At 58.1% G+C, this 20,023-nt stretch carries 20 protein-coding genes; 5 read left to right on the top strand and 15 right to left on the bottom strand.

Annotated elements, in window-relative coordinates:
- Positions 1–5 precede the first annotated feature (5 nt).
- The 3 genes from nhaB to KW848_RS02255 all read right to left on the bottom strand — a co-directional run bounded on the left by nhaB (position 6) and on the right by KW848_RS02255 (position 3,385).
- A complete protein-coding gene (gene nhaB / locus KW848_RS02265) occupies positions 6–1,508 on the bottom strand; it encodes a sodium/proton antiporter NhaB (protein WP_192408389.1) in 1,503 nt (500 codons plus the stop codon).
- Between the two features lie 78 nt (positions 1,509–1,586).
- Positions 1,587–2,876 (bottom strand): hypothetical protein, encoded by a 1,290-nt coding sequence (locus KW848_RS02260; RefSeq protein ID WP_218535217.1) that lies wholly within the window; start codon positions 2,874–2,876, stop codon positions 1,587–1,589.
- 239 nt (positions 2,877–3,115) lie between these two features.
- The gene (locus KW848_RS02255; RefSeq protein ID WP_008149930.1) at positions 3,116–3,385 is read right to left on the bottom strand and encodes a hypothetical protein; all 270 of its coding nucleotides are present in this window, start codon (positions 3,383–3,385) and stop codon (positions 3,116–3,118) included.
- A gap of 341 nt (positions 3,386–3,726) precedes the next feature.
- Here KW848_RS02255 and KW848_RS02250 point away from each other — a divergent pair, with 341 nt between their 5' ends.
- Entirely contained in the window at positions 3,727–5,052 is a 1,326-nt protein-coding gene (locus KW848_RS02250; RefSeq protein WP_192408391.1) for a sigma-54 dependent transcriptional regulator, read from the top strand.
- A 56-nt stretch (positions 5,053–5,108) separates the two neighbouring features.
- On the opposite strand, the gene KW848_RS02245 is transcribed toward KW848_RS02250, so the two are convergent.
- The 9 genes from KW848_RS02245 to KW848_RS02205 all read right to left on the bottom strand — a co-directional run bounded on the left by KW848_RS02245 (position 5,109) and on the right by KW848_RS02205 (position 13,794).
- The gene (locus tag KW848_RS02245; RefSeq protein WP_218535215.1) at positions 5,109–6,389 is read right to left on the bottom strand and encodes a hypothetical protein; all 1,281 of its coding nucleotides are present in this window, start codon (positions 6,387–6,389) and stop codon (positions 5,109–5,111) included.
- 46 nt (positions 6,390–6,435) lie between these two features.
- Positions 6,436–7,176 carry a hypothetical protein gene (locus KW848_RS02240; protein WP_218535213.1) on the bottom strand — a complete coding sequence of 247 codons (741 nt, stop codon included), beginning with the start codon at positions 7,174–7,176 and terminating at the stop codon, positions 6,436–6,438.
- A gap of 34 nt (positions 7,177–7,210) precedes the next feature.
- Positions 7,211–7,891, bottom strand: a complete 681-nt coding sequence (locus tag KW848_RS02235) for a C39 family peptidase (protein ID WP_218535211.1) — start codon at positions 7,889–7,891, stop codon at positions 7,211–7,213.
- 62 nt (positions 7,892–7,953) lie between these two features.
- Positions 7,954–9,420 carry a heme utilization protein gene (locus KW848_RS02230; RefSeq protein ID WP_218535209.1) on the bottom strand — a complete coding sequence of 489 codons (1,467 nt, stop codon included), beginning with the start codon at positions 9,418–9,420 and terminating at the stop codon, positions 7,954–7,956.
- Positions 9,421–9,471: 51 nt separating this feature from the next.
- On the bottom strand, positions 9,472–10,044 hold the full coding sequence (locus tag KW848_RS02225) for an adhesin (protein WP_111450039.1): 573 nt from the start codon (positions 10,042–10,044) through the stop codon (positions 9,472–9,474).
- Between the two features lies 1 nt (position 10,045).
- On the bottom strand, positions 10,046–10,483 hold the full coding sequence (locus tag KW848_RS02220) for a hypothetical protein (protein ID WP_218535206.1): 438 nt from the start codon (positions 10,481–10,483) through the stop codon (positions 10,046–10,048).
- Positions 10,484–10,812: 329 nt separating this feature from the next.
- Positions 10,813–11,337, bottom strand: a complete 525-nt coding sequence (locus tag KW848_RS02215; protein ID WP_218535376.1) for an AAA family ATPase — start codon at positions 11,335–11,337, stop codon at positions 10,813–10,815.
- The gene (pnuC, locus tag KW848_RS02210; RefSeq protein ID WP_111450036.1) at positions 11,334–11,897 is read right to left on the bottom strand and encodes a nicotinamide riboside transporter PnuC; all 564 of its coding nucleotides are present in this window, start codon (positions 11,895–11,897) and stop codon (positions 11,334–11,336) included. The genes KW848_RS02215 and pnuC overlap by 4 nt, the downstream gene beginning before the upstream one ends.
- A gap of 262 nt (positions 11,898–12,159) precedes the next feature.
- Positions 12,160–13,794, bottom strand: coding sequence for a methyl-accepting chemotaxis protein (locus KW848_RS02205; protein WP_218535197.1), 1,635 nt, complete (start codon positions 13,792–13,794; stop codon positions 12,160–12,162).
- A 294-nt stretch (positions 13,795–14,088) separates the two neighbouring features.
- Here KW848_RS02205 and KW848_RS02200 point away from each other — a divergent pair, with 294 nt between their 5' ends.
- Positions 14,089–14,919: an undecaprenyl-diphosphate phosphatase gene (locus tag KW848_RS02200; RefSeq protein ID WP_218535195.1), complete on the top strand. Its 831-nt coding sequence runs from the start codon at positions 14,089–14,091 to the stop codon at positions 14,917–14,919.
- The gene (locus KW848_RS02195; RefSeq protein ID WP_218535193.1) at positions 14,916–15,344 is read left to right on the top strand and encodes a DUF1294 domain-containing protein; all 429 of its coding nucleotides are present in this window, start codon (positions 14,916–14,918) and stop codon (positions 15,342–15,344) included. Before KW848_RS02200 ends, KW848_RS02195 begins: the two co-directional genes overlap by 4 nt.
- Here the strand turns inward: KW848_RS02195 and KW848_RS02190 are convergent.
- Both KW848_RS02190 and KW848_RS02185 read right to left on the bottom strand, forming a co-directional pair.
- Complete coding sequence (locus KW848_RS02190) at positions 15,341–15,700, bottom strand: MmcQ/YjbR family DNA-binding protein (protein ID WP_111450032.1); 360 nt, start codon at positions 15,698–15,700, stop codon at positions 15,341–15,343. The genes KW848_RS02195 and KW848_RS02190 overlap by 4 nt on opposite strands.
- Positions 15,697–16,605, bottom strand: a complete 909-nt coding sequence (locus tag KW848_RS02185; RefSeq protein WP_111450031.1) for a LysR substrate-binding domain-containing protein — start codon at positions 16,603–16,605, stop codon at positions 15,697–15,699. Before KW848_RS02185 ends, KW848_RS02190 begins: the two co-directional genes overlap by 4 nt.
- Before the next feature lie 129 nt (positions 16,606–16,734).
- Here KW848_RS02185 and KW848_RS02180 point away from each other — a divergent pair, with 129 nt between their 5' ends.
- Both KW848_RS02180 and KW848_RS02175 read left to right on the top strand, forming a co-directional pair.
- Positions 16,735–17,346 carry an FMN-dependent NADH-azoreductase gene (locus KW848_RS02180; RefSeq protein WP_046055117.1) on the top strand — a complete coding sequence of 204 codons (612 nt, stop codon included), beginning with the start codon at positions 16,735–16,737 and terminating at the stop codon, positions 17,344–17,346.
- Positions 17,347–17,526: 180 nt separating this feature from the next.
- Complete coding sequence (locus KW848_RS02175) at positions 17,527–18,564, top strand: dienelactone hydrolase (protein ID WP_111450029.1); 1,038 nt, start codon at positions 17,527–17,529, stop codon at positions 18,562–18,564.
- Between the two features lie 122 nt (positions 18,565–18,686).
- Here KW848_RS02175 and KW848_RS02170 read toward each other — a convergent pair whose 3' ends face one another.
- Positions 18,687–19,874, bottom strand: a complete 1,188-nt coding sequence (locus tag KW848_RS02170) for an MFS transporter (protein ID WP_218535191.1) — start codon at positions 19,872–19,874, stop codon at positions 18,687–18,689.
- Positions 19,875–20,023: the final 149 nt, after the last annotated feature.

Genomic DNA, 20,023 nt, shown 5'->3' with positions numbered 1-20,023 from the left:
CAGGTTTACAGCCAGAAACTCACTGCATACCAGCCAAGAACACCCATCACCACGGTGTACGGCAACGCCATCCACACCATCCGCCCGTACGACAGGCGAATCAGCGGTGCAATCGCCGAGGTCAGCAGAAACAGAAACGCAGCCTGACCATTGGGCGTCGCCACGCTCGGCAGGTTGGTGCCGGTGTTGATCGCAATCGCCAGTGTCTCGAAATGCTCACGGCTCATGTGGCCAGAGATGAAGGCCTGTTTGACTTCGGTGATGTAAATGGTCGCGACGAACACGTTATCGCTGATGGCCGACAACAAGCCGTTGGCAATAAACAGCATGCCCGGTTGTTGATCCGCTGGCAGCGCCAGCACCCACTGAATCAGTGGCGTGAACAGTTGCTGATCGTGAATCACCGCCACCACTGCGAAAAACACCACCAGCAGCGCTGTGAATGGCATGGCGTCCTTGAACGCGTTGCCGATACGGTGTTCGTCGGTGATGCCAGTGAAGGCGGTGATCAGCACGATCACCATCAAGCCGATCAGGCCGACCTCAGCAATATGGAACGCCAACCCCGCAATCAGAATCAGCGCTGCCAAACCCTGCACGATGAGCGCTGCACGTTGACGCGAGGTGCGTTCGGCATTGTCTTCGGCGGCGTAATTGGCCAGAACCGCACGCACGTTGTCCGGCAACAGCGTGCCGTAACCGAACCAGCGAAGTTTCTCCAGCAGGACGCAGGTCACCAGGCCTGCCACCAGGACCGGCAATGACACCGGGGCGACTTTCAGAAAGAACTCAGAGAAGTGCCAGCCCATCTCGTGGCCGATCAGCAGGTTTTGCGGCTCACCGACCAATGTGCAAACTCCGCCCAGTGCGGTACCCACGGCACCGTGCATCAGCAGACTGCGCAGAAAGGCGCGGAATTGTTCGAGGTCGGCGTGATGGAGTGTGGGCAGATGCTGGTCGTCGCCAAACTCGCTGTCTTGACGTGGATCATTGCCGGAGGCGACGCGGTGATACACCGAGTAAAAGCCGACGGCTGCACTGATGATCACGGCGGTCACGGTCAAGGCATCGAGAAACGCCGACAGAAACGCCGACAGGAAGCAGAACAGCAACGCCAGCAGCGCCTTGGAGCGAATCCCGAGCAGCAGCCGTGAGAACAGAAACAGCAGCAGGTCTTTCATGAAGTAGATGCCGGCCACCATGAACATCAGCAGCAGGATCACCGGGAAGTTGTGCACCAGCTCGTCGTAGAGTGCCTGGGGCGTGGTCATCTTCAACAACAGTGCTTCGATTAGCAGCAGGCCACCGGGCATCAACGGATAACACTTGAGCGCCATGGCCAGGGTGAAGATGAACTCCAGCACCAGCAGCCAGCCAGCCACCACCGGCCCTACAGTCCACAGCGCCACTGCGTTGAGAATCAGGAAACCGACAATGCTTGCCTTGTACCAGCGGGGTGAATGCCCGAGAAAATTGTGCGCGAACGCCTGAGCCATTGAACCGGGCATCGGCTACTCCTTGTATTAAGAAGCGCGCAACTTGCCGTAAGCAGAAGGGAAGATCAAGTGTAGGAAAACTGTGCGGGCCTAACCGAGATAGCGTGCGACGACCGCTCGATAGTTGCCGTCCAGTGAATAACCTCCGACGACGATGTTTCCATCGGCCTGCATGGTCACTGAAGTCGCGGTATCCAGGCTGCGGCCAAGGCGGGTGCGAACCCAGCCGATGCCATTGCCGAAGCTGCGATCAAGTTGCCCGTCGGGCAGATGCCGCGCCAGAATAAAATCCGCCTCGACGCCGCCGATCGTGGCTCCGACTGTGACCACGCTGCCGTCCGGCAGTACTTTTGCGTCGGTCCACTGGCAGCCACTGTGACCGATTTCGAGCAATCGGGCCTGGCCTCCATTGCAATGAATGTCCGGGCGGCCGTTGCTGTGTACTTTCAGTGCCAGGCAATGCATCGGGTCGCGGCTGCTGCCAAAACACTGCACATCGCCATTTTCGTGTTGGACGATCTGGCTGACCTGAGCGCTATACCCCCGTGCCTTGAAGGTCATGAAACCGTCCACGGCGAAACAGTCGTCGAGCCTGCCGTCGATGTGATAGCGGGCCAGCAGGCCTTCTTCAGGGAAGTTGATCGACCCGCCCACCAGGATCCGGCCGTCTCGTTGCACCATCAGGCTGCTGAGCCAGGTGTTCATCAACAAGTGCCTGACAATCACGAAGCCACGACCGTTGAAGGTGTTGTCCAAAGAGCCGTCGGTGTTGAGCCGTATCAGCATGCCAACATGATCGGACAGCTCGAAGTGATGATTGGCCTGCAGCAGGATTCGACCATCTTCCTGCACGCAGACATCACAGGCTTCAGCGCCCGGTATGCCGGGGGGGAGCCAGGTGTCACGCACGCCTTGTGAAAGATCGCCCGGCAGGCGCACGACGCAACGGCCATTGTCGCCAAAACATTGAGCCGGCCGACCGTGCTGATCAAACAGGGCGAGGGCGGGCAGTGTCCGGTGAGCATTTTCGTAGTGCAGCCCGGCCACCAGAATGTGCCCATCGGGCAGTACATGGACTTTGCCGGCCATGGCCTCGAAGCCGTGTTGAAATTGCCCGATGACGCTACCTTGATTGCCGAACGCCAGATCCGCCGAGCCGTCCTCGAGCAAGCGAGCCAGGCCGAAGCGACTGCCGCCTGGCGTTCCGACCTTGGCCGCGACTAACAGCCTGCCACGTGAATCAATCGCGACCCCGTTGGCCATGCTTGAGAGGCTGCCAGCGAAATACACCTGGGTTTTGCCGGACGAGGCAAAGGTTGTATCGAGTTTCCCGGCGTCACTCAGGGTTGCCGGTATTGCAAACGCGGTCTGGATTGACATGCACGCAGCTCCTTGCGAGTCGTCCTGAACCGAGAGTTTGGGTGGCGACTGTATAAGGAAACATTCAATCCCTGAACGACTGAATGCACAACTGTCATAACTAACAGGCGGAGGGTCGCTGTGTGCCAGAACAGTGTCTTTTCGATCCACTGACAAGCCTGCCAAGTAGTTAGGCGTGTGCAGTTTCGAATAATTATCGGGGGAGGGCGCGGGTTACCGTTGGGTAACCCGCAAAATATTTAGTGTGGCATCGACCACGATTGGAGTTTGTAACCCTCCTCGCTCAATTCCGCACGTGCCGCTTCAAGCAGGCATTCAAGTTGCGCAGGATCGGTATAGGCACTGCTTGGGATCTGCTTGCGGCCGATGCTGCGGGTGTTGGTGCGATCGATAACGGTCAGGCTGAGTTCGCCATTGCCGTCTTGTGGGGCCCAGGCCACGCATTGGAACGGTTGGAATGCGCGGTCGGCAATCAAAAGAGCTTCGTTGATGCGGAGCGGGGCGTTCATGGGTTTTTCTCTCTGTATGCCCAATCAAGTGATGTGCCGTCGGTTGGGCTTACCGATCGGCTGGTTACTTGTACTGATGCCCGCAACCGGGGGGCGGGTCACATACAATTAAAAGAAATATCAACTTTCTTTCATTGGCTCAAGGTTCGGACAGGATTTGAAAGCTGAATGAAAGGAAGGACTCATTAGGTAACTGACTAAACGCTTCTTATAACTAATAACGCAACCGTTCTATAGTCAAACGGTACAAGGCCGCGTCAAATTATTGCTAACGTTACATCCAGATCCGCCAAACGACTGTTTTTAATAATATTTCATAAATTTGGCGCCAAGGAACAGTCATGATCGAAGTGCCTGCCTTACGACGTCTGTTAGTAGTGGACCCTTGCGACGACTGTTACCGTCTGCTGCCGGGTTTGCGCTCTGCCGGTTGGGACGTTGAGAGCTGCACCCTGGAAAACGTTGCCAACAAAACCTGCGATGTCGGCCTATTGCGTTTGCAGCCTTTTCAACTCGAACACCCGGAAGCCGTCAAAGAGCTGATCAGCCGTAGCGGTACCGAGTGGATCGCCGTACTCAACCAGGAAGTCCTGCGATTGCAAAATGTCGGGGACTTTGTCTGCGAATGGTTCTTCGATTTCCATACCTTGCCATTCGATGTGTCCCGGGTTCAGGTGACGCTGGGCCGCGCGTTCGGAATGGCCCGCCTGCGTGGGCAGGGCACGGTTCACATTGATCAGCCTGAACACGAGCTGCTTGGCGACAGCAAACCCATTCGCGAACTGCGCAAGTTGCTGAGCAAGCTGGCGCCCACCGAGTCTCCGGTATTGATCCGTGGTGAAAGCGGTACCGGTAAAGAACTGGTCGCCCGCACGCTCCATCGACAATCCCAACGTCACAGCAAACCCTTTGTCGCGATCAATTGCGGCGCAATTCCCGAACACTTGATCCAGTCCGAACTGTTTGGCCACGAGAAGGGTGCTTTTACGGGCGCCCATCAACGCAAGATCGGGCGGATCGAAGCGGCTAACGGCGGCACGCTGTTTCTCGACGAAATCGGTGATCTGCCCCTGGAGCTGCAGGCCAACCTGTTGCGTTTCCTCCAGGAAAAGCACATCGAGCGGGTGGGCGGCAGCCAGCCGATTCCCGTGGATGTGCGGGTGTTGGCCGCGACCCATGTCGACCTTGAAGCCGCGATCGAGAAAAAACGCTTTCGTGAAGATCTTTATTACCGCCTGAACGTGTTGCAGGTCGCGACCGCGCCCCTGCGTGAGCGCAATGGTGATCTGTCGATGCTGGCCAGCCACTTTTCCCATTTCTACAGCCATGAAACCGGCCGACGTCCGCGCAGCTTCAGTGAAGACGCCTTGATTGCCATGGGTAAGCATGACTGGCCGGGCAATGTGCGCGAGCTGGCCAACCGGGTACGTCGCGGGCTGGTACTGGCCGAAGGCCGGCAGATCGAAGCGCGAGACCTGGGGCTGATCAGACCGCAGGCCATTGCCGCGCCGATAGGCACACTGGAAGACTACAAGCACCGGGCAGAGCGCCAGGCCTTGTACGATGTACTTAACCGCCACAGCGATAATTTGAGCATCGCCGCCAAGGTGCTGGGGATATCCAGACCTACCTTCTACCGTTTGTTGCACAAGCATCAGATACGTTGAGCGATTGCAGGATCAAAAAAACCCGCCGAAAAAGCGGGTTTTTTGTGGGTGGCGGATTAGAAGTAGTACGGGAATTTCAGGCTGAAGGAAAAGTCTGGCGAGTCGTCAGTCAGGCCGATGGCCAGGTTGGGAACGATCGTCAGGTTATTGGTTGCTGCCAGGGTCATGCCGATGTTGAAGTTGGCCGAGTTGTAATCGCTGTTGGTAATCGACTGCCAATCGCCACCGTCCGGCTTGATTTTGCTCTTGCGGGCGAACTGGTCGGTGAACGAGAACGACATACTCATCTTCTCGTTCAAGGCGAATGCAATGCCGCCGCCAACCTGCCAGGAATTGCCCAGTTTCACGTCCCCGGGCACCTTGGAGTTGACCTGAGGGCTGATGTCGCTGAAAGAGTCTTCAAGGTTGTAGGTGTAGGCCAGGCTGCCGAACAGCACGGCCGGGTCGAAGGTCTTGACCAGCGAGATACCCGGGGTGATCGACCAGACACCGTTGCCGGTCGGCAAGTCCTCAGGTACCGAGAGGTTATCGTTGTTCGATTCCTGGACCAGCTTGATGCCGTATGGATCCTTGCCGGTAGGCGCCTTGACGCGAAATGTAACGACCGCATCGGGCAGGTTGACCGACTCATCCAGAAACTTGTAAGCAACACCAAAGTTCACATCGCCGATGGTCGGGTCGCGGGTAACGGTGGCGTCCGACGTCACCGGTCCGGCGCCACCGGCGCCACCGGAGGAATACGTTGATTCGCGATAAACCACAGGAACGTTAATGTCGAACTGCCAGCGTTGCCCTGTGTTGTAGCGGGCGGTCAGGTCCAGGGTCCAGTTATCAGCCTTGATGCGGTCGATATCGATGTTGCCAAGAAAAATCGAGTCCAGTGCCAGAAAGCCATTGAGCGTCAGCGCACGGGTATCGTAGTGCGTGTAGGTCACGCCGGTTTCGAAGCTGAACTTGCCGCCACCGAAGAAGCCGCTGGCTTCGTCATACAGGTTGGAAACGCTTTGTGCAGGCTCCGAATCATCCTTGAGCGATTGGCCGTATGAACTGCCTGTGGTTCCCGGTGCACCGGCGGCCAAAGTCTGGCCACCCTTGGGCGCTTCGGCGGGGGATTTGGTCAGGCGTTTGGGAGGCGGTGTCGCAGGTGTTTCTTCGACTTGGCGAACGCGTTGCTCGAGTACCATCAGCGCGTTCTGTTGTGCTTCGTAACGCTGTTTCAACTCCATGAGTTCTTGTTTTAGTATCTCGACCTGGGGGTCCGGTGCTGCGTATAGCAGTGTCGCCGGGGCCAGGCTACTCAAACAAACGATGGCTCTGAACGTCAACGATCGGTGCATGGGTTAGCCGTCCCTTCTGACTTCATCTGGTGAAACTGAGCGTAGATCAGAATCCTTGGGTGCGAAGACCTTTGAGCTGGTCCAGATTGCCGTTCAGCGAACCGCCTGTCGCCACGTTGTCACGCAGCACGACATTGAGGGACGTCAGGTTGCGGACCTGGTTGCCACCGCCGAGCAAAGTTGTGTTTTGCATCAGTCCACCCTGGGCGAGACGTTGTACGGTACTGCCCTGATTGTTGTTGGCCACGATGTTGAGTTGCACACCGTTACGGGTCGAGGTAATGCTCAGCGCGCCCGCGCCATTGGCGTCGGCCAACGTCGAACCTGCGGTCAATGCCTGGCCCTGCTGTTGCGTTGTTGGCGCCTGGTCAGCCCGTGTAACGTTGATATCAACGTTGTTGTAGGCAGTGTTATGGTCGCCGGCAGCACGCACGACTTGAGTGACGCCTTCGGTGCTGCTGAGGCCGCTGCCGCCAGTGACGGTGCCGGTGCCTTGCGAACTTGCTGAGCCATTACCTTTTTCATTGATGATCGACACATAGAACTGTGGCTGGATGGTCGATTGTTGAATTTGCATCGAGGAAGTTGCCCCGATCACTTCACCGTTGGCGTTTTGCCAAGTGCTGGTCATGACGATGCCAAAACTGATGATCCGTCCCGGCATGACATAGCGGCCTCGCAGGGTTGCCAGTTCGTGATCGTTAAGTTCAATGGGTTTGAACATCTGTGCCTGGGTCGGCAGGCTGGCGGCCAGGCAAACCACGGCCAGCCAGATTGGAGTCTTCATTGGAATGCTCCCGGAGCGTCGTGCTCCCTTGTTATTAGAAGAAGTCACTCTGGATGAATCCGAAATCCATCAACTCTGCGTCTTGCACCGGGCTGAAGGTGTTGATGCGGTTCTTGGCGGTCAGCGGCAGGGGTGGGTCGAGCAACGCATTGGCTTTGTCGTAGCCCTGACCGATGACGGCAAAGATGATGCCGTTCCAGCCTTTTACAAAGTCTTCGACTTTGTAACGTTTATGACCGAGTACCGGATCTCCGATATATACCCAGCCGTTATGAACTCGTTGCATGACCACAAAGTGTTTGTAGCCACGGATATCCATGAGTACCACAACCGGAATTCTGATCTCGCTCAACGTTTGCGTCGCTACCCGGTAACCACGGGCGCGCATGCCGAGACTTTCCACGTAGCGCTTCATGTCGAGCATGGAAAAGCCCTGGACGCGGACAAGATCCTGATCGGAGTGTGCCAGCATGCCTTCGATGATTTGTTCTTCGTTCACGTCCAGCCAATAGGCTTGGCGCAATATCGTCGCCAGCGCAGCTGCGCCGCAACTGAAGTCGGTTTTCTGTTGCACCAGGTCGGCAAATTTACGCTCGCGTATGCTCTGGATCGGCTTATATACCAAGGCGCCGCCCGGCAGGACGGCAAGCGGCAGTTGTGCAGCCTCGATCACACTGGCCACGCAAAGCAAAAATGCCAAGGCGATAATGCGCATGGTGGGATGCCTTCTGGTGGTGTTGAAAAAGGCCCCCGTAAGGGGGCCTCCAGAGACAGCAATTAGAACGACTGGTTGGAAATGGCCAACGAGTTGCTTTGTTGGTTACCCACACCGGCAGCCACGTTGACGCCCAGGTTGCCGCTGCCACCATTCACCGAACCGCTCAGGGTTGCAGTGTTGGTTACAGGGTTAGCCCAGCCAGTTGGAGTCAGCACTTGATAGGAGTAGGTGTTGCTCAGATCAAATGAACTGCTCTCACTGAAGCTTCCCGCTTTTGCGAACTCGGATTCAGACGATTTCGAGCCCGATTTTTCGAACGAAGAGGCGGACGATTTCTCGAACGACTTATCGAACGATTTTGCGAACGAGGAATCGCGCGATTTGTCGTACGAGGATTCGTGAGATCTGTCGTACGAGGAGTCGCGAGATCTGTCGAACGAAGAATCGCGAGATCTGTCGTACGAGGAATCGCGCGATACGTCAAGCGATGCGTCAAGCGATGCGGTAAGCGATGCGTCGGCACTCCTGCTGCGGGTACGATCGCCATTGCCATTATTGAAGGTAACGGAACTGGAAGCCGCGGCAGCAGCGTCCAGGGAAGCGCTCAAGGAAGCGCTCAACGATGAACTCGAAGAACCGCTTGCACTGCTGCTGTTGGAACCGCTTGCAGAACTGCTGTTAGAACCGCTCGCAGTACTGCTGTTGGAACCGCTCGCATTGCTGCTCTTCGAACCGCTTATATCAACGCTAAGGGAACCGCTGGAATTAGCGCTCTTGGCACCGGCCGCGGCCCAACTCGAAGAAGCGCTTTCACTGCCGCTGGCCTCGAACGACTTGTCTTTAGAGAAACTACCGCTGGCCGTTTTGGTAAACGTTAGCGTATCCACGGTGTAGGTCCGATCAGCTTTGTTATCCACTGTCAGGCCAGGACCGCCTTGATTGGCAGAGGCGGTGGCTGATGCGTTACCCAACGGAGCATTGGAGTTGGCAATTGCCATGGTGTTTTTCTGTTGGTTGAGGTCGCCGCCAGCAATGTTGATCCCCATGTTGCCGCTGCTGCCATCGCCCGATCCACTCATCACGGCAGAGTTTGTGACGCCGTAGTTCCAGACCTTGTTGTTGCTGCTGTATTGCGTGACTCGAGCGGTAGCTTCGGAATTGCCAAACACGAAGCTGTTATCGAGGCTGGAGGTGGAGCCAGCGTTTGCGATGGCGGCCGCGTTGTCTTGTTGGTTGCCGGCGCCTGCTGCGACGTTGACGCCCACGTTGCCGCTCGCGCCTGAGCCAGAGCTGCTCATCTCGGCTGAGTTCTGAGTCCCTTCGTTGTAGATGCGGTTGCCGGTGTTGGACTGCCTATCGTTCGCATTGGCGGTCGCGTCGGTATGGATCCAGGTTGGAGGAGGAGTGTGGTGATCGTTGTTATGACCATGGTGGCCACGCCGATCGTTCTGTCCAGCTTGTGCAGCAACAGCCAAGACCGCAGCGATTGCAAAAACCAGAGGTTTTATTGCCATCGAAGGTTTCATGGTGGTTCTCCGTACTTATTTTAGGTTAAGTGTTGTACCTACCTGTTTGGGTCAGTCCGTGACCCGTACGCTCAGGGTGTTGGCCGTTCGGTTTCCCACCCCGGCGCTCTGATTCAACTGGATCACCCCACGGCTACCGGTGAAGGCCTGATCGCTGGTAGCGACCTGGCGATAGCCTGGTGCAGAGTCAGTTGGATCGGAGTTGGTGATCAGCGTCACGTTCTGTTGCCTGAGGACGCTGTCGTCGATGCTTTGCGGCTGTGTGCCAATGCTTATCCGCAGGGCATTGGCTTGCTGGTTGCTGGCGCCCGCGCTCTGGTTGACACCCAGTACGCCGTTACCGTGGCTGAAGGAATTGCCTTGGATGCTGGACCGGGCATCGATCCTGGGGTCGACCACCGTACGCAGCCGTTGGCGAATCTGTGTGGTCGCGCTGGCTCCATGGCCAACGGCGATGGCCCGGGCGTTCGCCTGCTGCTGCAGGTCGCCGGCAGCCTGATTGACCCCGAGGTTGCCCTGGTACTGGGCGCCCGAACCGTCGATGTTGGCGTTATCGATGACGGGGGATTGGGCGAAGGTCGATGCACTGCAAAACATGGCGATAATCAGCAGCGTACGATTCATCTTAACGGTCTCCCGTTATGACTTTCAGAGCACCCAGGCCTTGCTGGACGCTTGAATTGACCATGTTGGCAATGCCGCCGCCAGCATTTCCCGAACGTCCGGCGGGGAGGTTGGAAAGCTGGCTTTGGTTGCTGATATTGCCGCCCAGGTTGTTGGTGTTTTGAGTGATCAGGCGGGAGATGCCTGCACCACTGGAGACACCGGCAAAGTCGCCGTCGCTCAACTCGTTCGTTTGACTGATGATCTGTTTGGACGGGTTGGCATTGGCGGTCGTGGGGCTAGGATCGGGCATCACTGGCGCACGCGTTGCCATGCGCGGCTGAACATCCCGTTTGATAATAATGATGCCGTTGTCAGCCTGTACCGGCATGCAGACAATCGAGCCCAGTGCACATCCGATCAGCAGGAGGCTAAAAAAGTTGTTATCAGGTTTCCCCACGGCGGCAATTCCTTCTGTGAGTGGAGCGCTGGCCCTTATCAGCGTTGCGAGGAAGAGAGCAGAAGGTGTGCCGGTTTTTGTTTTTCTTTTGAAAACAGGTGGTTGGATTTAATTGTCGAGGTAGTCAAAAAATTGTGTAACGCCACTGAGACAGGGCCACGCAAAAACGCCGTCGAGGGTGGCGGTATTGCTCGCTAAGGGCGCTGAAGGCAGGTTGTATCAGAGGCTTAACATTTTCTTGCAGGAGTGCTTGAGCCGCTTTAGCTCGCGGGTTTGCGCAGGGGTAGATGTATCAGGAGTGGACATTTTCGGCAGGGCGCGGGGGGCTGTCAGGTCGTGAGCAAGTGCGTCACAGCCTCGAATGCCGCGTCCTTGCGTTGTTGCCAATCACCTTGCAGCACCTGGCAAGGCCGGTGGTGCAGGTCAAGCCATTGGCGGCTGGCCTGGAAAAACACCTGGCGTTCTGCCAGTTGCGGTTGGCAACGTTGCCCGTCGTCATGCCAGGCCACGGTTTCAGGGCTCAGCAGCAAATGCAGGTCGTAGTGCCGTGCCAGCAATGCTTGCTCGATCCATGTCGGACAAGCGCCAAACAAGGTCTGGCTCCAGAGGATGTTACTCAGCAAGTGAGTGTCGAGAATCAGCAAATGCGGCTGCCGGGCGCGTGCCTCGTCCTCCCATCTCAGCTGGCCATGTGCTATTGATGCAATGTCATCGTAGCAGGTTTCGCGGGCTTCGCTTTCGATGAAGTGCCTAACGTACTCACCGACCAATATGCCGCCAAAATTGGCGTGAATCTCACTCGAAAGCCAGCTTTTGCCGCTGGATTCCGGCCCTGCCAGCACCAGCACCTTCATGTACGCAACGCCGGATCGGCCCGCCATTCTCGCCAGCCTTGCACGGCAATCAGGGCGAACAGCGCGTAGAGCCCGGCGGTCAGGTACAGACCTTTGTAGATAAACAGCCCGACGAAGATCACATCCAGGGTGAACCACAGCGGCCAGCATTGAACGCGTTTTTGCGCCATCCATAACTGCGCCACCAGGCTGAAGCCAGTGAGTGCCGCATCGAGCCAGGGTTGTGCGGCATCGGTCCAGTTCGCCATTGCAGCGCCCAGCAACAGACTGCCGACCGCGCCAATGATCAGACCGATAGCAACCGATTTACCGTCGAGCAGGCTGACCTGCCGACCTTGGTGTGCGTCACCCGCATGTGTCCACTGCCACCAGCCATAGAGCTGCAATGCGGCGTAGATCACCTGCAGGAGCATGTCCGAGTAGAGCTTCACCTCAAAAAAGATCCAGCTATAAAGCAGCACCATGACCAGACCGATCGGCCAGCACCAGGGGTTCTGTTTGACCGTCAACCAGACGGCAATGACACCGAGGGCAGCGGCAAACAGTTCAAGCCCGGACATGGAGGTACCTTGGGAAAATCGAAGAGGGTGCGGATTGTAACGGCAGGCGCTGCCAAGTAGAACCGGCGTACACACACACACTGTGTAGCAGCTGCCGAGCCCGTGGCGAGGGGATTTATCCCCGTTGGGCTGCGAAGCGGCCCCTGTTTTTCCAGCCACACCGCGTCCAATGGATTACGACGGCTTCGCCGCCGAACGGGGCGGTGCGACGTTTCGCTAAATCCCCTCGCCACGGGCTCGGCAGCTGCTACAGGGACTGTCGTTACACCCGGAACTGCTTGAGCAGCCCGTTCAACTGCTCACTCAATTCCTTCAGGTGAACGCTGGCCACGCTCGACTGTTCAGCCGCCAGCGCCGTGCTGTGGGACAAACCGGCGGCCTGGGTGACGTTCTGGTTGATGTCCTCGACCACATGCGCCTGTTGCAAGGTCGCGCTGGCGATGGAGGCGTTCAACCCGTTGAGGTTGCGCAGCGCCTGGGCAATGGCATTCAGGCTTGCGCCGGCCAGGCCGGCCTGCTCGATGGTCAACTGCGATGCACGGCTGCTGTCGCCGATCACTTTGACCGCTGCTTCGGAGTGGCTTTGCAGGCGTTCGATCATCGACTGGATCTCGGCCGTGGACTTCTGGGTGCGCTGGGCCAGCAATCGCACTTCATCGGCCACCACCGCAAAACCGCGACCTTGCTCGCCGGCCCGGGCGGCTTCGATGGCCGCGTTGAGGGCCAGCAGGTTGGTTTGCTCGGCGATGGAACGGATGACTTCGAGAACGCTGCCGATCTGCGTGCTTTCGGCGGCCAGAGTACGAATGACTTCCACCGCTTGATCGATGGTGGAGGACAGCTTGTCGATCTGTTGCAGGCTGCCATCGATGTTGACCTGACCTTGCTGCGCCTGAGACTCGGCATCGCGCATTTCGCTGGCGGCGTGCTCGGCGTTTTTCGCGACGTCGTGCACGCCATACGTCACTTCATTGATTGCTGTGGCCACCAGTTCCATTTGCTGGGATTGTTGCTGACTGCGTTGCTGGGCCTGGGCGGCGTCGTTGCCCAGTTCACTGGACGACTGGCCCAGGGCACTGGCGGATACTTGCAGTTCTTTGATCACCAATCTCAGCTTGGCGGTGAAGGCGTTGAAGTGGCGTGCCAGTTCCGTGACTTCATCCTGGCCATGGGTATCGAGGCTGTGGGTCAAGTCGCTTTCGCCGCTGGCGATGTTGGCCATGGCATTCACGGTTTCCTGCAGTGGACGCACGATGCTGCGGGCAATCAGGATGACCAGCAGCACCATGATCAGGGCAATCACCAGCCCCACGAACGAGGCCTTCCACACCTGGCCATAGAACTCGGCCTGCATGTCATCGATGTACACGCCCGAACCGATCACCCAACCCCAGGGCTCGAAGAGTTTGATGTAGGAGGTTTTCTCTACCGGCGCGCTGGCGCCCGGTTTCGGCCAGCGATAGTCGACGGTGCCGGCACCCTTGGTCTTGGCGACGGCGACCATTTCGTTAAACAGGGCAAAACCGTCGGGGTCGCGGATCGCCGAGAGGTTCTGGCCATCGAGTTTCGGGTTGGCCGGGTGCATGATCATCACCGGCGTCAGGTCATTGATCCAGAAGTAGTCATTCTGGTCATAGCGCAGGCCGCGAACGGCGCTCAGTGCCTGCTTCTGTGCGGCGTCGCGGGTGAGGGTGCCGGCAGTTTCGAGGTCGTGGTAATAGGTCAGAATGCCGCTGGCGGTTTGCACCACATGCTGGGTTTTCTGAGCCTTGGCGTGGTACAGGTCATCGTGAATCTGCTTGAGCATCAAGACGCCCAACGTCAATAGCATCAGGACGGCCACGATCAAGATGAGCCACAAACGTCGGCTGATCGACATACTGCGCAAGCTGTTCATAACGCTGTCACTCCGGTTTCTTTTTCTTGTAATAAATGATCGCCAGCATCCAACCACACTTTGCCAATCAGTCATATCCGACCCAAGTCCAATAACGCGGCAGCGTTAATCAGACTTGTCTGATAGGATTTCGGCCCCGCATGGAAAAACCTGAATCCCAGTCGATTTTTCACGGAATTTTTATGGTTTCGTCTGGATTCTATGCGCGCGGCGCAGCAGCGACGCTGACCGCAGTCAACGTTCTGAAAAAATATTAACGGGGCATGCCGTGGCGCATTGCTTCTTGGGGGATTGATGGATCTTTGGACTGCCTTTTCGGCATTGATTCTTGGGGTTGTAGAAGGACTGACGGAGTTTTTGCCGATTTCCAGTACCGGCCACCAGATCATCGTGGCTGACCTGCTCAACTTCGGTGGCGAGCGGGCCATCGCTTTCAACATTATTATTCAGCTGGGGGCGATTCTGGCGGTGGTGTGGGAGTTCCGCCGCAAGATCATCGATGTGGTGACCGGTTTGCCAACGCAGCCCGGCGCTCGCCGCTTTACTGCAAACCTGTTGATTGCTTTCATGCCGGCCGTGGTATTGGGGGTGATTTTTTCCAATTTGATCCACGAGTACCTGTTCAACCCGATCACCGTTGCGACGGCGTTGGTTGTGGGCGGGATCATCATGTTGTGGGCCGAAAAGCGTCAGCATGAAGTGCATGCCGAAACCGTTGATGAGATCACGTGGAAAGACGCCCTGAAAGTCGGCTTCGCCCAGTGCCTGGCGATGATTCCCGGGACCTCACGCTCCGGCTCGACGATCATTGGTGGCTTGTTGTTCGGGCTGTCGCGCAAGACCGCTACCGAGTTCTCGTTCTTTCTGGCGATGCCGACCATGGTCGCTGCGGCGGTTTACTCGGGCTTCAAATACCGCCACCTGTTCGTCCCGTCGGATTTTCCGGTGTTCGCCATCGGCTTCGTCACGGCGTTCATCTTCGCGATGATTGCCGTCAGAGCCTTGCTCGTGTTCATCGGCAGCCATAGCTATGCGGCGTTTGCCTGGTATCGCATCGCGTTCGGCCTGGTCATCCTGGCCACCTGGCAGTTCGGCTGGGTTGACTGGACTGCGGTCAAGCCATGAATGACGCCAGTGCGCGCAACAACCCCGGACGCAAGCCCGCAGGAGAGGTTCGCAATCTCCAGCTGAAACTGTTGGTGTTTGCGCTCCTGTGCGCGCTGCCGTTGTTTGGCTCGATGTCGTTGTGGCTGCGTGGGGTTTCGGTGATTCCCCTGGCTGCGTACGGGGTCGTCAGCCTGCTGGCGTTCTTGCTGTACTGGAGCGACAAGCGCAAGGCGCGCGCCGACCATTGGCGCACACCGGAGAACGTGTTGCATGCGGTGGAACTCGCCGGAGGCTGGCCGGGCGCCTTACTGGCCCAGCAGCTGTTTCGGCACAAGACGCGCAAGCTCTCGTTTCAGTTGGTGTTCTGGATCATCGTGCTGATGCATCAGGTGTTCTGGATCGACCAGCTGTTTCTCGGCGCCCATCTGTTCGCGCTGCTTTAAAGCAGCAGTCCGACCTGGGTGCGCTTGGGCAACTTGCTCACCACCAATTGATGGGAACGCTGCAACAAGCCTTGCAGCTCTTCAGGGCCCAACGGGTAGGGCGTTTCCATGATGATCCACTGAGCTCGCGCCAGATACGGCGCCGGGCGGATTCCCGGGCGGTCGCAATGACCGAGAAACACGTCCTTGTCGACCTTGAAGGCCAGGGATTCGCCCCGCAGATTCTGCAAGGCGAACATCTTGTTCCCGGCAATCGAAAACACCCGCACGCCACCCCACTTGTAGTCTTCCCGCGCACCCGGCAGCGCGAGACAGAATTGCGCGACATCCTCTTCGCTCATACGTCCAGCCTTCATATCAGTCGGTCCCCGCAGGCATTGAATGATTCGATCAAATGGTCGAGCCAGGCGCGTACGGCCGGCATCACCCCGCGCCGATGAGGGTAGACCGCTTGCAGCCAGCCGCCAGGCAACGACCAGTCGGGCAGCAGCTGCACCAGCGTGCCGTTTTCCAGTTCCTGCTCGCAATACATCATCGGCAGCATGGTAAAACCCTGGCCGGCGAGGGTGCAGGCCTTGCGCACGATAAAGTCATCGATGCCCAATCGCGCCTCGAGGGTGAGATCGCAGCTTTTGCCCTGTTGGTCGAGCATGCGGATATGCACCAGGCGATCGGCTTCCAGGGCGCCGAGCACGGGCAGGTTTTTCAAGTCTTCGGGGTGGTTGATTTCACGGCCGTGCAAAAATCCGGGGCTGGCGACCATCGCCATCTGCGCCTGGCGCAAACGTCGGGTGACCAACAGCGGATCCTCATCGCCCAACTCACGCACCCGCAGCGCCACATCGACGCCCTCGGTCACCAGGTCGACGCGGCGGTTGAGCAACATGACCTCCAGTTGAACATGAGGATATTTCTCAAGGAAATCGCTGATCACTGTCGGCAGAATTTCGTGGGCCAGCCCGACGGGGCAAGACACCCGCAAACGCCCGCGAGGTTCACTCGACATGCTGGCGACGGCTTCATCGGCCATCTCGGCTTCCAGCAGCATTGCCTGACAGTGCCGCAAGTAACGTTCACCCACGGCGGTCAGCTTCAGTTGTCGGGTGGTGCGTTGCAGCAGGCGCGCGCCAAGGCGTTCTTCCAGTTCGGCAATGCGCCGCGACAACCGCGACTTGGGAATTCCGAGCAAACGCCCGGCTGCGGCAAAGCCATCGGCTTCAACCACCTTGGCGAAGTAGTAGAGATCATTGAGGTCTTGCATGGTGGACGCTCGATTGTTCTATCAGTGGGACGAACTATCGCATTGTTGCCGACTAATCAGCTATTAGTTTCGTCTGTAGGATTCTCCCCATCAGATCGCCTCGTGGCGATCCTCACCTGGAGATCCCACATGAAACTGCTGCATATCGATTCGAGCATTCTTGGTGACAACTCGGCTTCCCGTCAGCTGAGTAGCGAAGTCGTTAAAGCCTGGCAAACCGCCGAGCCGACGGCCGTGGTGACCTACCGCGACCTGGCCGCCGATGCCATCAGCCATTTCTCCGCCACGACCCTGGTTGCCGCCGGCACCACCGCTGAACTGCGCAACGCCGCGCAGCAACACGAAGCCGAGCTGAGTGCCACCACCCTGGCCGAATTCCTCGCCGCCGATGCCGTGGTGATTGCAGCTCCGATGTACAACTTCACCATCCCGACCCAACTCAAGGCCTGGATCGACCGCATCGCCGTTGCCGGTCAGACCTTCCGTTACACCGAAGCCGGTCCTGAAGGCCTGTGCGGTGGCAAGAAAGTCGTCATCGTTTCGACTTCCGGCGGTCTGCATGCGGGTCAGGCGACTGGCGTTGCTCACGAAGAGTACTTGAAGGTGCTGTTCGGCTTCATCGGTATCACCGACATCGAGTTCGTCCGCGCCCATGGCCTTGCCTATGGTGACGAAGTCCGCACCAAAGCCATGAGCGACGCTCACACGCAAATCAGCGAGCAGTTGTTCGCCGCCGCGTAAGGTGTGTGTAAAGAAAATCAAACAGCTCGGGCAATACCCAAAAAACTCTGTATTCTGATCACGCAAGTGTCAGATACGGAGTTTTTTGTTTCTGGCTATTTCGGAATTTCATTAAATAGTGGCCCGGGTTATGCAATCGAGGGTTACCGTCTCCGGTCCAGTAACAAGGTGGGGCATCCCATGGTGCGTCTTTGTGCAATTTTACTGATTTGCCTGCTCAGCAGCCTGAACTCAGTGCACGCCGCGCCTGCGCCGCATCCTCACTGGAGCGTCGGCTTCCATGAGATGAGTTTTCTTGACCCTCTGGATTTGCAGCCGATGCGCGCCATCGCCTTCTACCCCTCCAGCGAGAAGGAACACTCCAGCATCCTCGAGGGCTACACGGTCGAAGCGGGCGAAGACACCCGAGTTGCCATCGGTCGTTTCCCGATGCTGATGCTGTCCCACGGCAACATCGGAACCCCGCTGGCCTTGCACGACCTCGCCACGTCGCTGGCACGCAAAGGGTTTGTGGTGGTGGCGGTGATCCATCCCGGTGACAACTCCAAAGACCATAGCCGCCTTGGTACGTTGAGTAACCTTTACGGTCGGCCCATCCAGATTTCCGAAGCCATTACCGCGACACTGGGCGACCGAATGCTCGCGCCCTTCGTCAATGCCGATCAGGTCGGTGTGATCGGTTATTCGGCGGGCGGGGAGACGGCGCTGATTCTGTCCGGCGCGACACCGGACCTGGACCGTCTGCGCCGCTACTGTCAGGAACGCCCGGACGACCGCGATGCCTGCAACACCCAAGGCGAATTGATTGCTGACCGTGATGACTTGCAGCCGGTGGCTGACCCGCGGGTTCGCGCCTTGCTGCTCATGGCGCCACTGAGCCTGAAGTTTGGCCGTCATACCCTGGCCGATGTGCATGTGCCGGTGCTGCTCTACAGCGGCGACGGCGACAAACTGGTGGCGTTCGACAAGAATGCCGCCGCCCTGGCGCGCAAACTGCCGATCGCACCGGACTTCAAGTTGCTGGTCGGGGCAGGGCACTTCGTGTTCCTGGCGCCTTGCAACGAAGAGCAGATCATCGCCATGCCGGCGCTGTGTACCGATGCCGATGGCGTCGATCGCAAAGACATTCATCGCAACATGATTTCCGAAGCCGGGCGTTTCTTCTCTCATGCGCTGGGCAAACCGACCCGGGCCGGAATGCAGACCGCCGATCAATAAATAATGTGGGAGCGGGCTTGCTCGCGAAAGCGGTGGTTCAGTTGACATTAATACTGACTGATACACCGCCTTCGCGAGCAAGTCGGATCGCCGCACCGCCGCTCCCACAGTGGGTTGCGGTGTCAGGCCATTGCGCGGCGTTTCAGTAACAAGGTCAAGCCGAGGCCAGTCACCGACAACAACGCCGCGCTGAAGAATATCCACGTGTACCCCAGATTCAACGCCACGGCGCCCATCAACGGCCCGGCAATCGCCAAGGCCAGATCGAAAAACACTGCGTAAGCACTCAATCCCGCCCCGCGACTGGAATTGGGCACTTGCTTGATCGCTTCGACCCCCAACGCCGGATAGACCAGTGACAGACCGAATCCGGTCAGGCCTGCGCCAATCAGCGCATAACCGGTCGAAGGCGCGAGCCACAGTAACACCAGGCCCGCCGTCTCAATGCTCATGCAGGCAATGGCCGAGGTGAACCCACCGAAACGGCTGATGCTGGAGATGAACAACAATCGCGCCAGGATGAAACACACGCCGAACACCGTCAGGCAGTACGCCGCGCCGGCCCAGCCACGGCTGACGTAATACAGGGTAATAAAGGTGGTCAGCGTGCCGTAACCGATGGAGGCGAGGCTCAGGCTCGCGCCGAACGGCGCAATGCGCCCGAACACCGCCCAGAACGGAAGGCGCTCGCCGCGAATCACCGGCACCGAGGGTTTGTTTCGAATCAGCAACAACGCCGCCAGCGCCAGCACCGACAGCGCGATCCCAAGACTGGCGAACCCCAGCTCACCGACCATCACCACGCCCAGCGGCGCACCAATGGCGATGGCGCCGTAGGAGGCGATGCCGTTCCAGGAGATCGATCGTGCAGTATGTTCCGCGCCCACCTGACCCATGCACCAACTGATGGTGCCGACCCCGATCAAGCCCTGGGCAATCCCCAGCAACAAGCGGCCGGCGATCAGGATCAACAGGCTCAGCAACGGAAGGCTTTGCAGCAGCGTTGAAATCAACGTCAGCACGCCGCTCAACACAATCCCCGATAACCCGTAAACAATCGCCCGCTTGGTGCCGATGCTGTCCGACAGGCGCCCGGCCATCGGGCGGCTGAGCAGGGTGGCCAGGTACTGCGAGCCGATGGTCAGCCCCGCGATGATCGCGCTGAAACCCAGCTGTTCATGGACATACCCCGGCAATACCGCAATCGGCAGGCCAATGCAGAGGAAGGCAATAAAGGTATAAAAGACGATGGAGACGATCTGCAGGGTGATCGCCATGGAGCTTTGTGGTGGCTGTTGCTGCGCAGACATGAGGGCTCGTTCGCGGGCGGCGGTAGGAGAACTGCATCATGGCGCGGGCGCAAAATAAAAGAAAGCAGGCTAACTATATTCGTAGGGTTTGAGGGCCTCTTCGCGAGCAGGCTCGCTCCCACAGTTGGAACGCATTTCCCTGTGGGAGC

Source organism: Pseudomonas sp. PDM25 (assembly GCF_019219045.1).
In the GTDB taxonomy this organism is placed as follows: domain Bacteria; phylum Pseudomonadota; class Gammaproteobacteria; order Pseudomonadales; family Pseudomonadaceae; genus Aquipseudomonas.
This window is presented reverse-complemented; position numbering and strand designations above follow the sequence as displayed.

Coding starts and splice junctions, on each gene's coding strand:
- KW848_RS02245 (WP_218535215.1), bottom strand. CDS start 6,389: ATGCACCGATCGTTGACGTTCAGAGCCATCGTTTGTTTGAGTAGCCTG.
- KW848_RS02250 (WP_192408391.1), top strand. CDS start 3,727: ATGATCGAAGTGCCTGCCTTACGACGTCTGTTAGTAGTGGACCCTTGC.
- KW848_RS02215 (WP_218535376.1), bottom strand. CDS start 11,337: ATGAAGGTGCTGGTGCTGGCAGGGCCGGAATCCAGCGGCAAAAGCTGG.
- KW848_RS02170 (WP_218535191.1), bottom strand. CDS start 19,874: ATGTCTGCGCAGCAACAGCCACCACAAAGCTCCATGGCGATCACCCTG.
- KW848_RS02230 (WP_218535209.1), bottom strand. CDS start 9,420: ATGAAACCTTCGATGGCAATAAAACCTCTGGTTTTTGCAATCGCTGCG.
- KW848_RS02180 (WP_046055117.1), top strand. CDS start 16,735: ATGAAACTGCTGCATATCGATTCGAGCATTCTTGGTGACAACTCGGCT.
- KW848_RS02260 (WP_218535217.1), bottom strand. CDS start 2,876: ATGTCAATCCAGACCGCGTTTGCAATACCGGCAACCCTGAGTGACGCC.
- KW848_RS02190 (WP_111450032.1), bottom strand. CDS start 15,700: ATGAAGGCTGGACGTATGAGCGAAGAGGATGTCGCGCAATTCTGTCTC.
- KW848_RS02225 (WP_111450039.1), bottom strand. CDS start 10,044: ATGAATCGTACGCTGCTGATTATCGCCATGTTTTGCAGTGCATCGACC.
- KW848_RS02255 (WP_008149930.1), bottom strand. CDS start 3,385: ATGAACGCCCCGCTCCGCATCAACGAAGCTCTTTTGATTGCCGACCGC.
- KW848_RS02175 (WP_111450029.1), top strand. CDS start 17,527: ATGGTGCGTCTTTGTGCAATTTTACTGATTTGCCTGCTCAGCAGCCTG.
- KW848_RS02240 (WP_218535213.1), bottom strand. CDS start 7,176: ATGAAGACTCCAATCTGGCTGGCCGTGGTTTGCCTGGCCGCCAGCCTG.
- KW848_RS02185 (WP_111450031.1), bottom strand. CDS start 16,605: ATGCAAGACCTCAATGATCTCTACTACTTCGCCAAGGTGGTTGAAGCC.
- nhaB (WP_192408389.1), bottom strand. CDS start 1,508: ATGCCCGGTTCAATGGCTCAGGCGTTCGCGCACAATTTTCTCGGGCAT.
- pnuC (WP_111450036.1), bottom strand. CDS start 11,897: ATGTCCGGGCTTGAACTGTTTGCCGCTGCCCTCGGTGTCATTGCCGTC.
- KW848_RS02195 (WP_218535193.1), top strand. CDS start 14,916: ATGAATGACGCCAGTGCGCGCAACAACCCCGGACGCAAGCCCGCAGGA.
- KW848_RS02200 (WP_218535195.1), top strand. CDS start 14,089: ATGGATCTTTGGACTGCCTTTTCGGCATTGATTCTTGGGGTTGTAGAA.
- KW848_RS02235 (WP_218535211.1), bottom strand. CDS start 7,891: ATGCGCATTATCGCCTTGGCATTTTTGCTTTGCGTGGCCAGTGTGATC.
- KW848_RS02205 (WP_218535197.1), bottom strand. CDS start 13,794: ATGAACAGCTTGCGCAGTATGTCGATCAGCCGACGTTTGTGGCTCATC.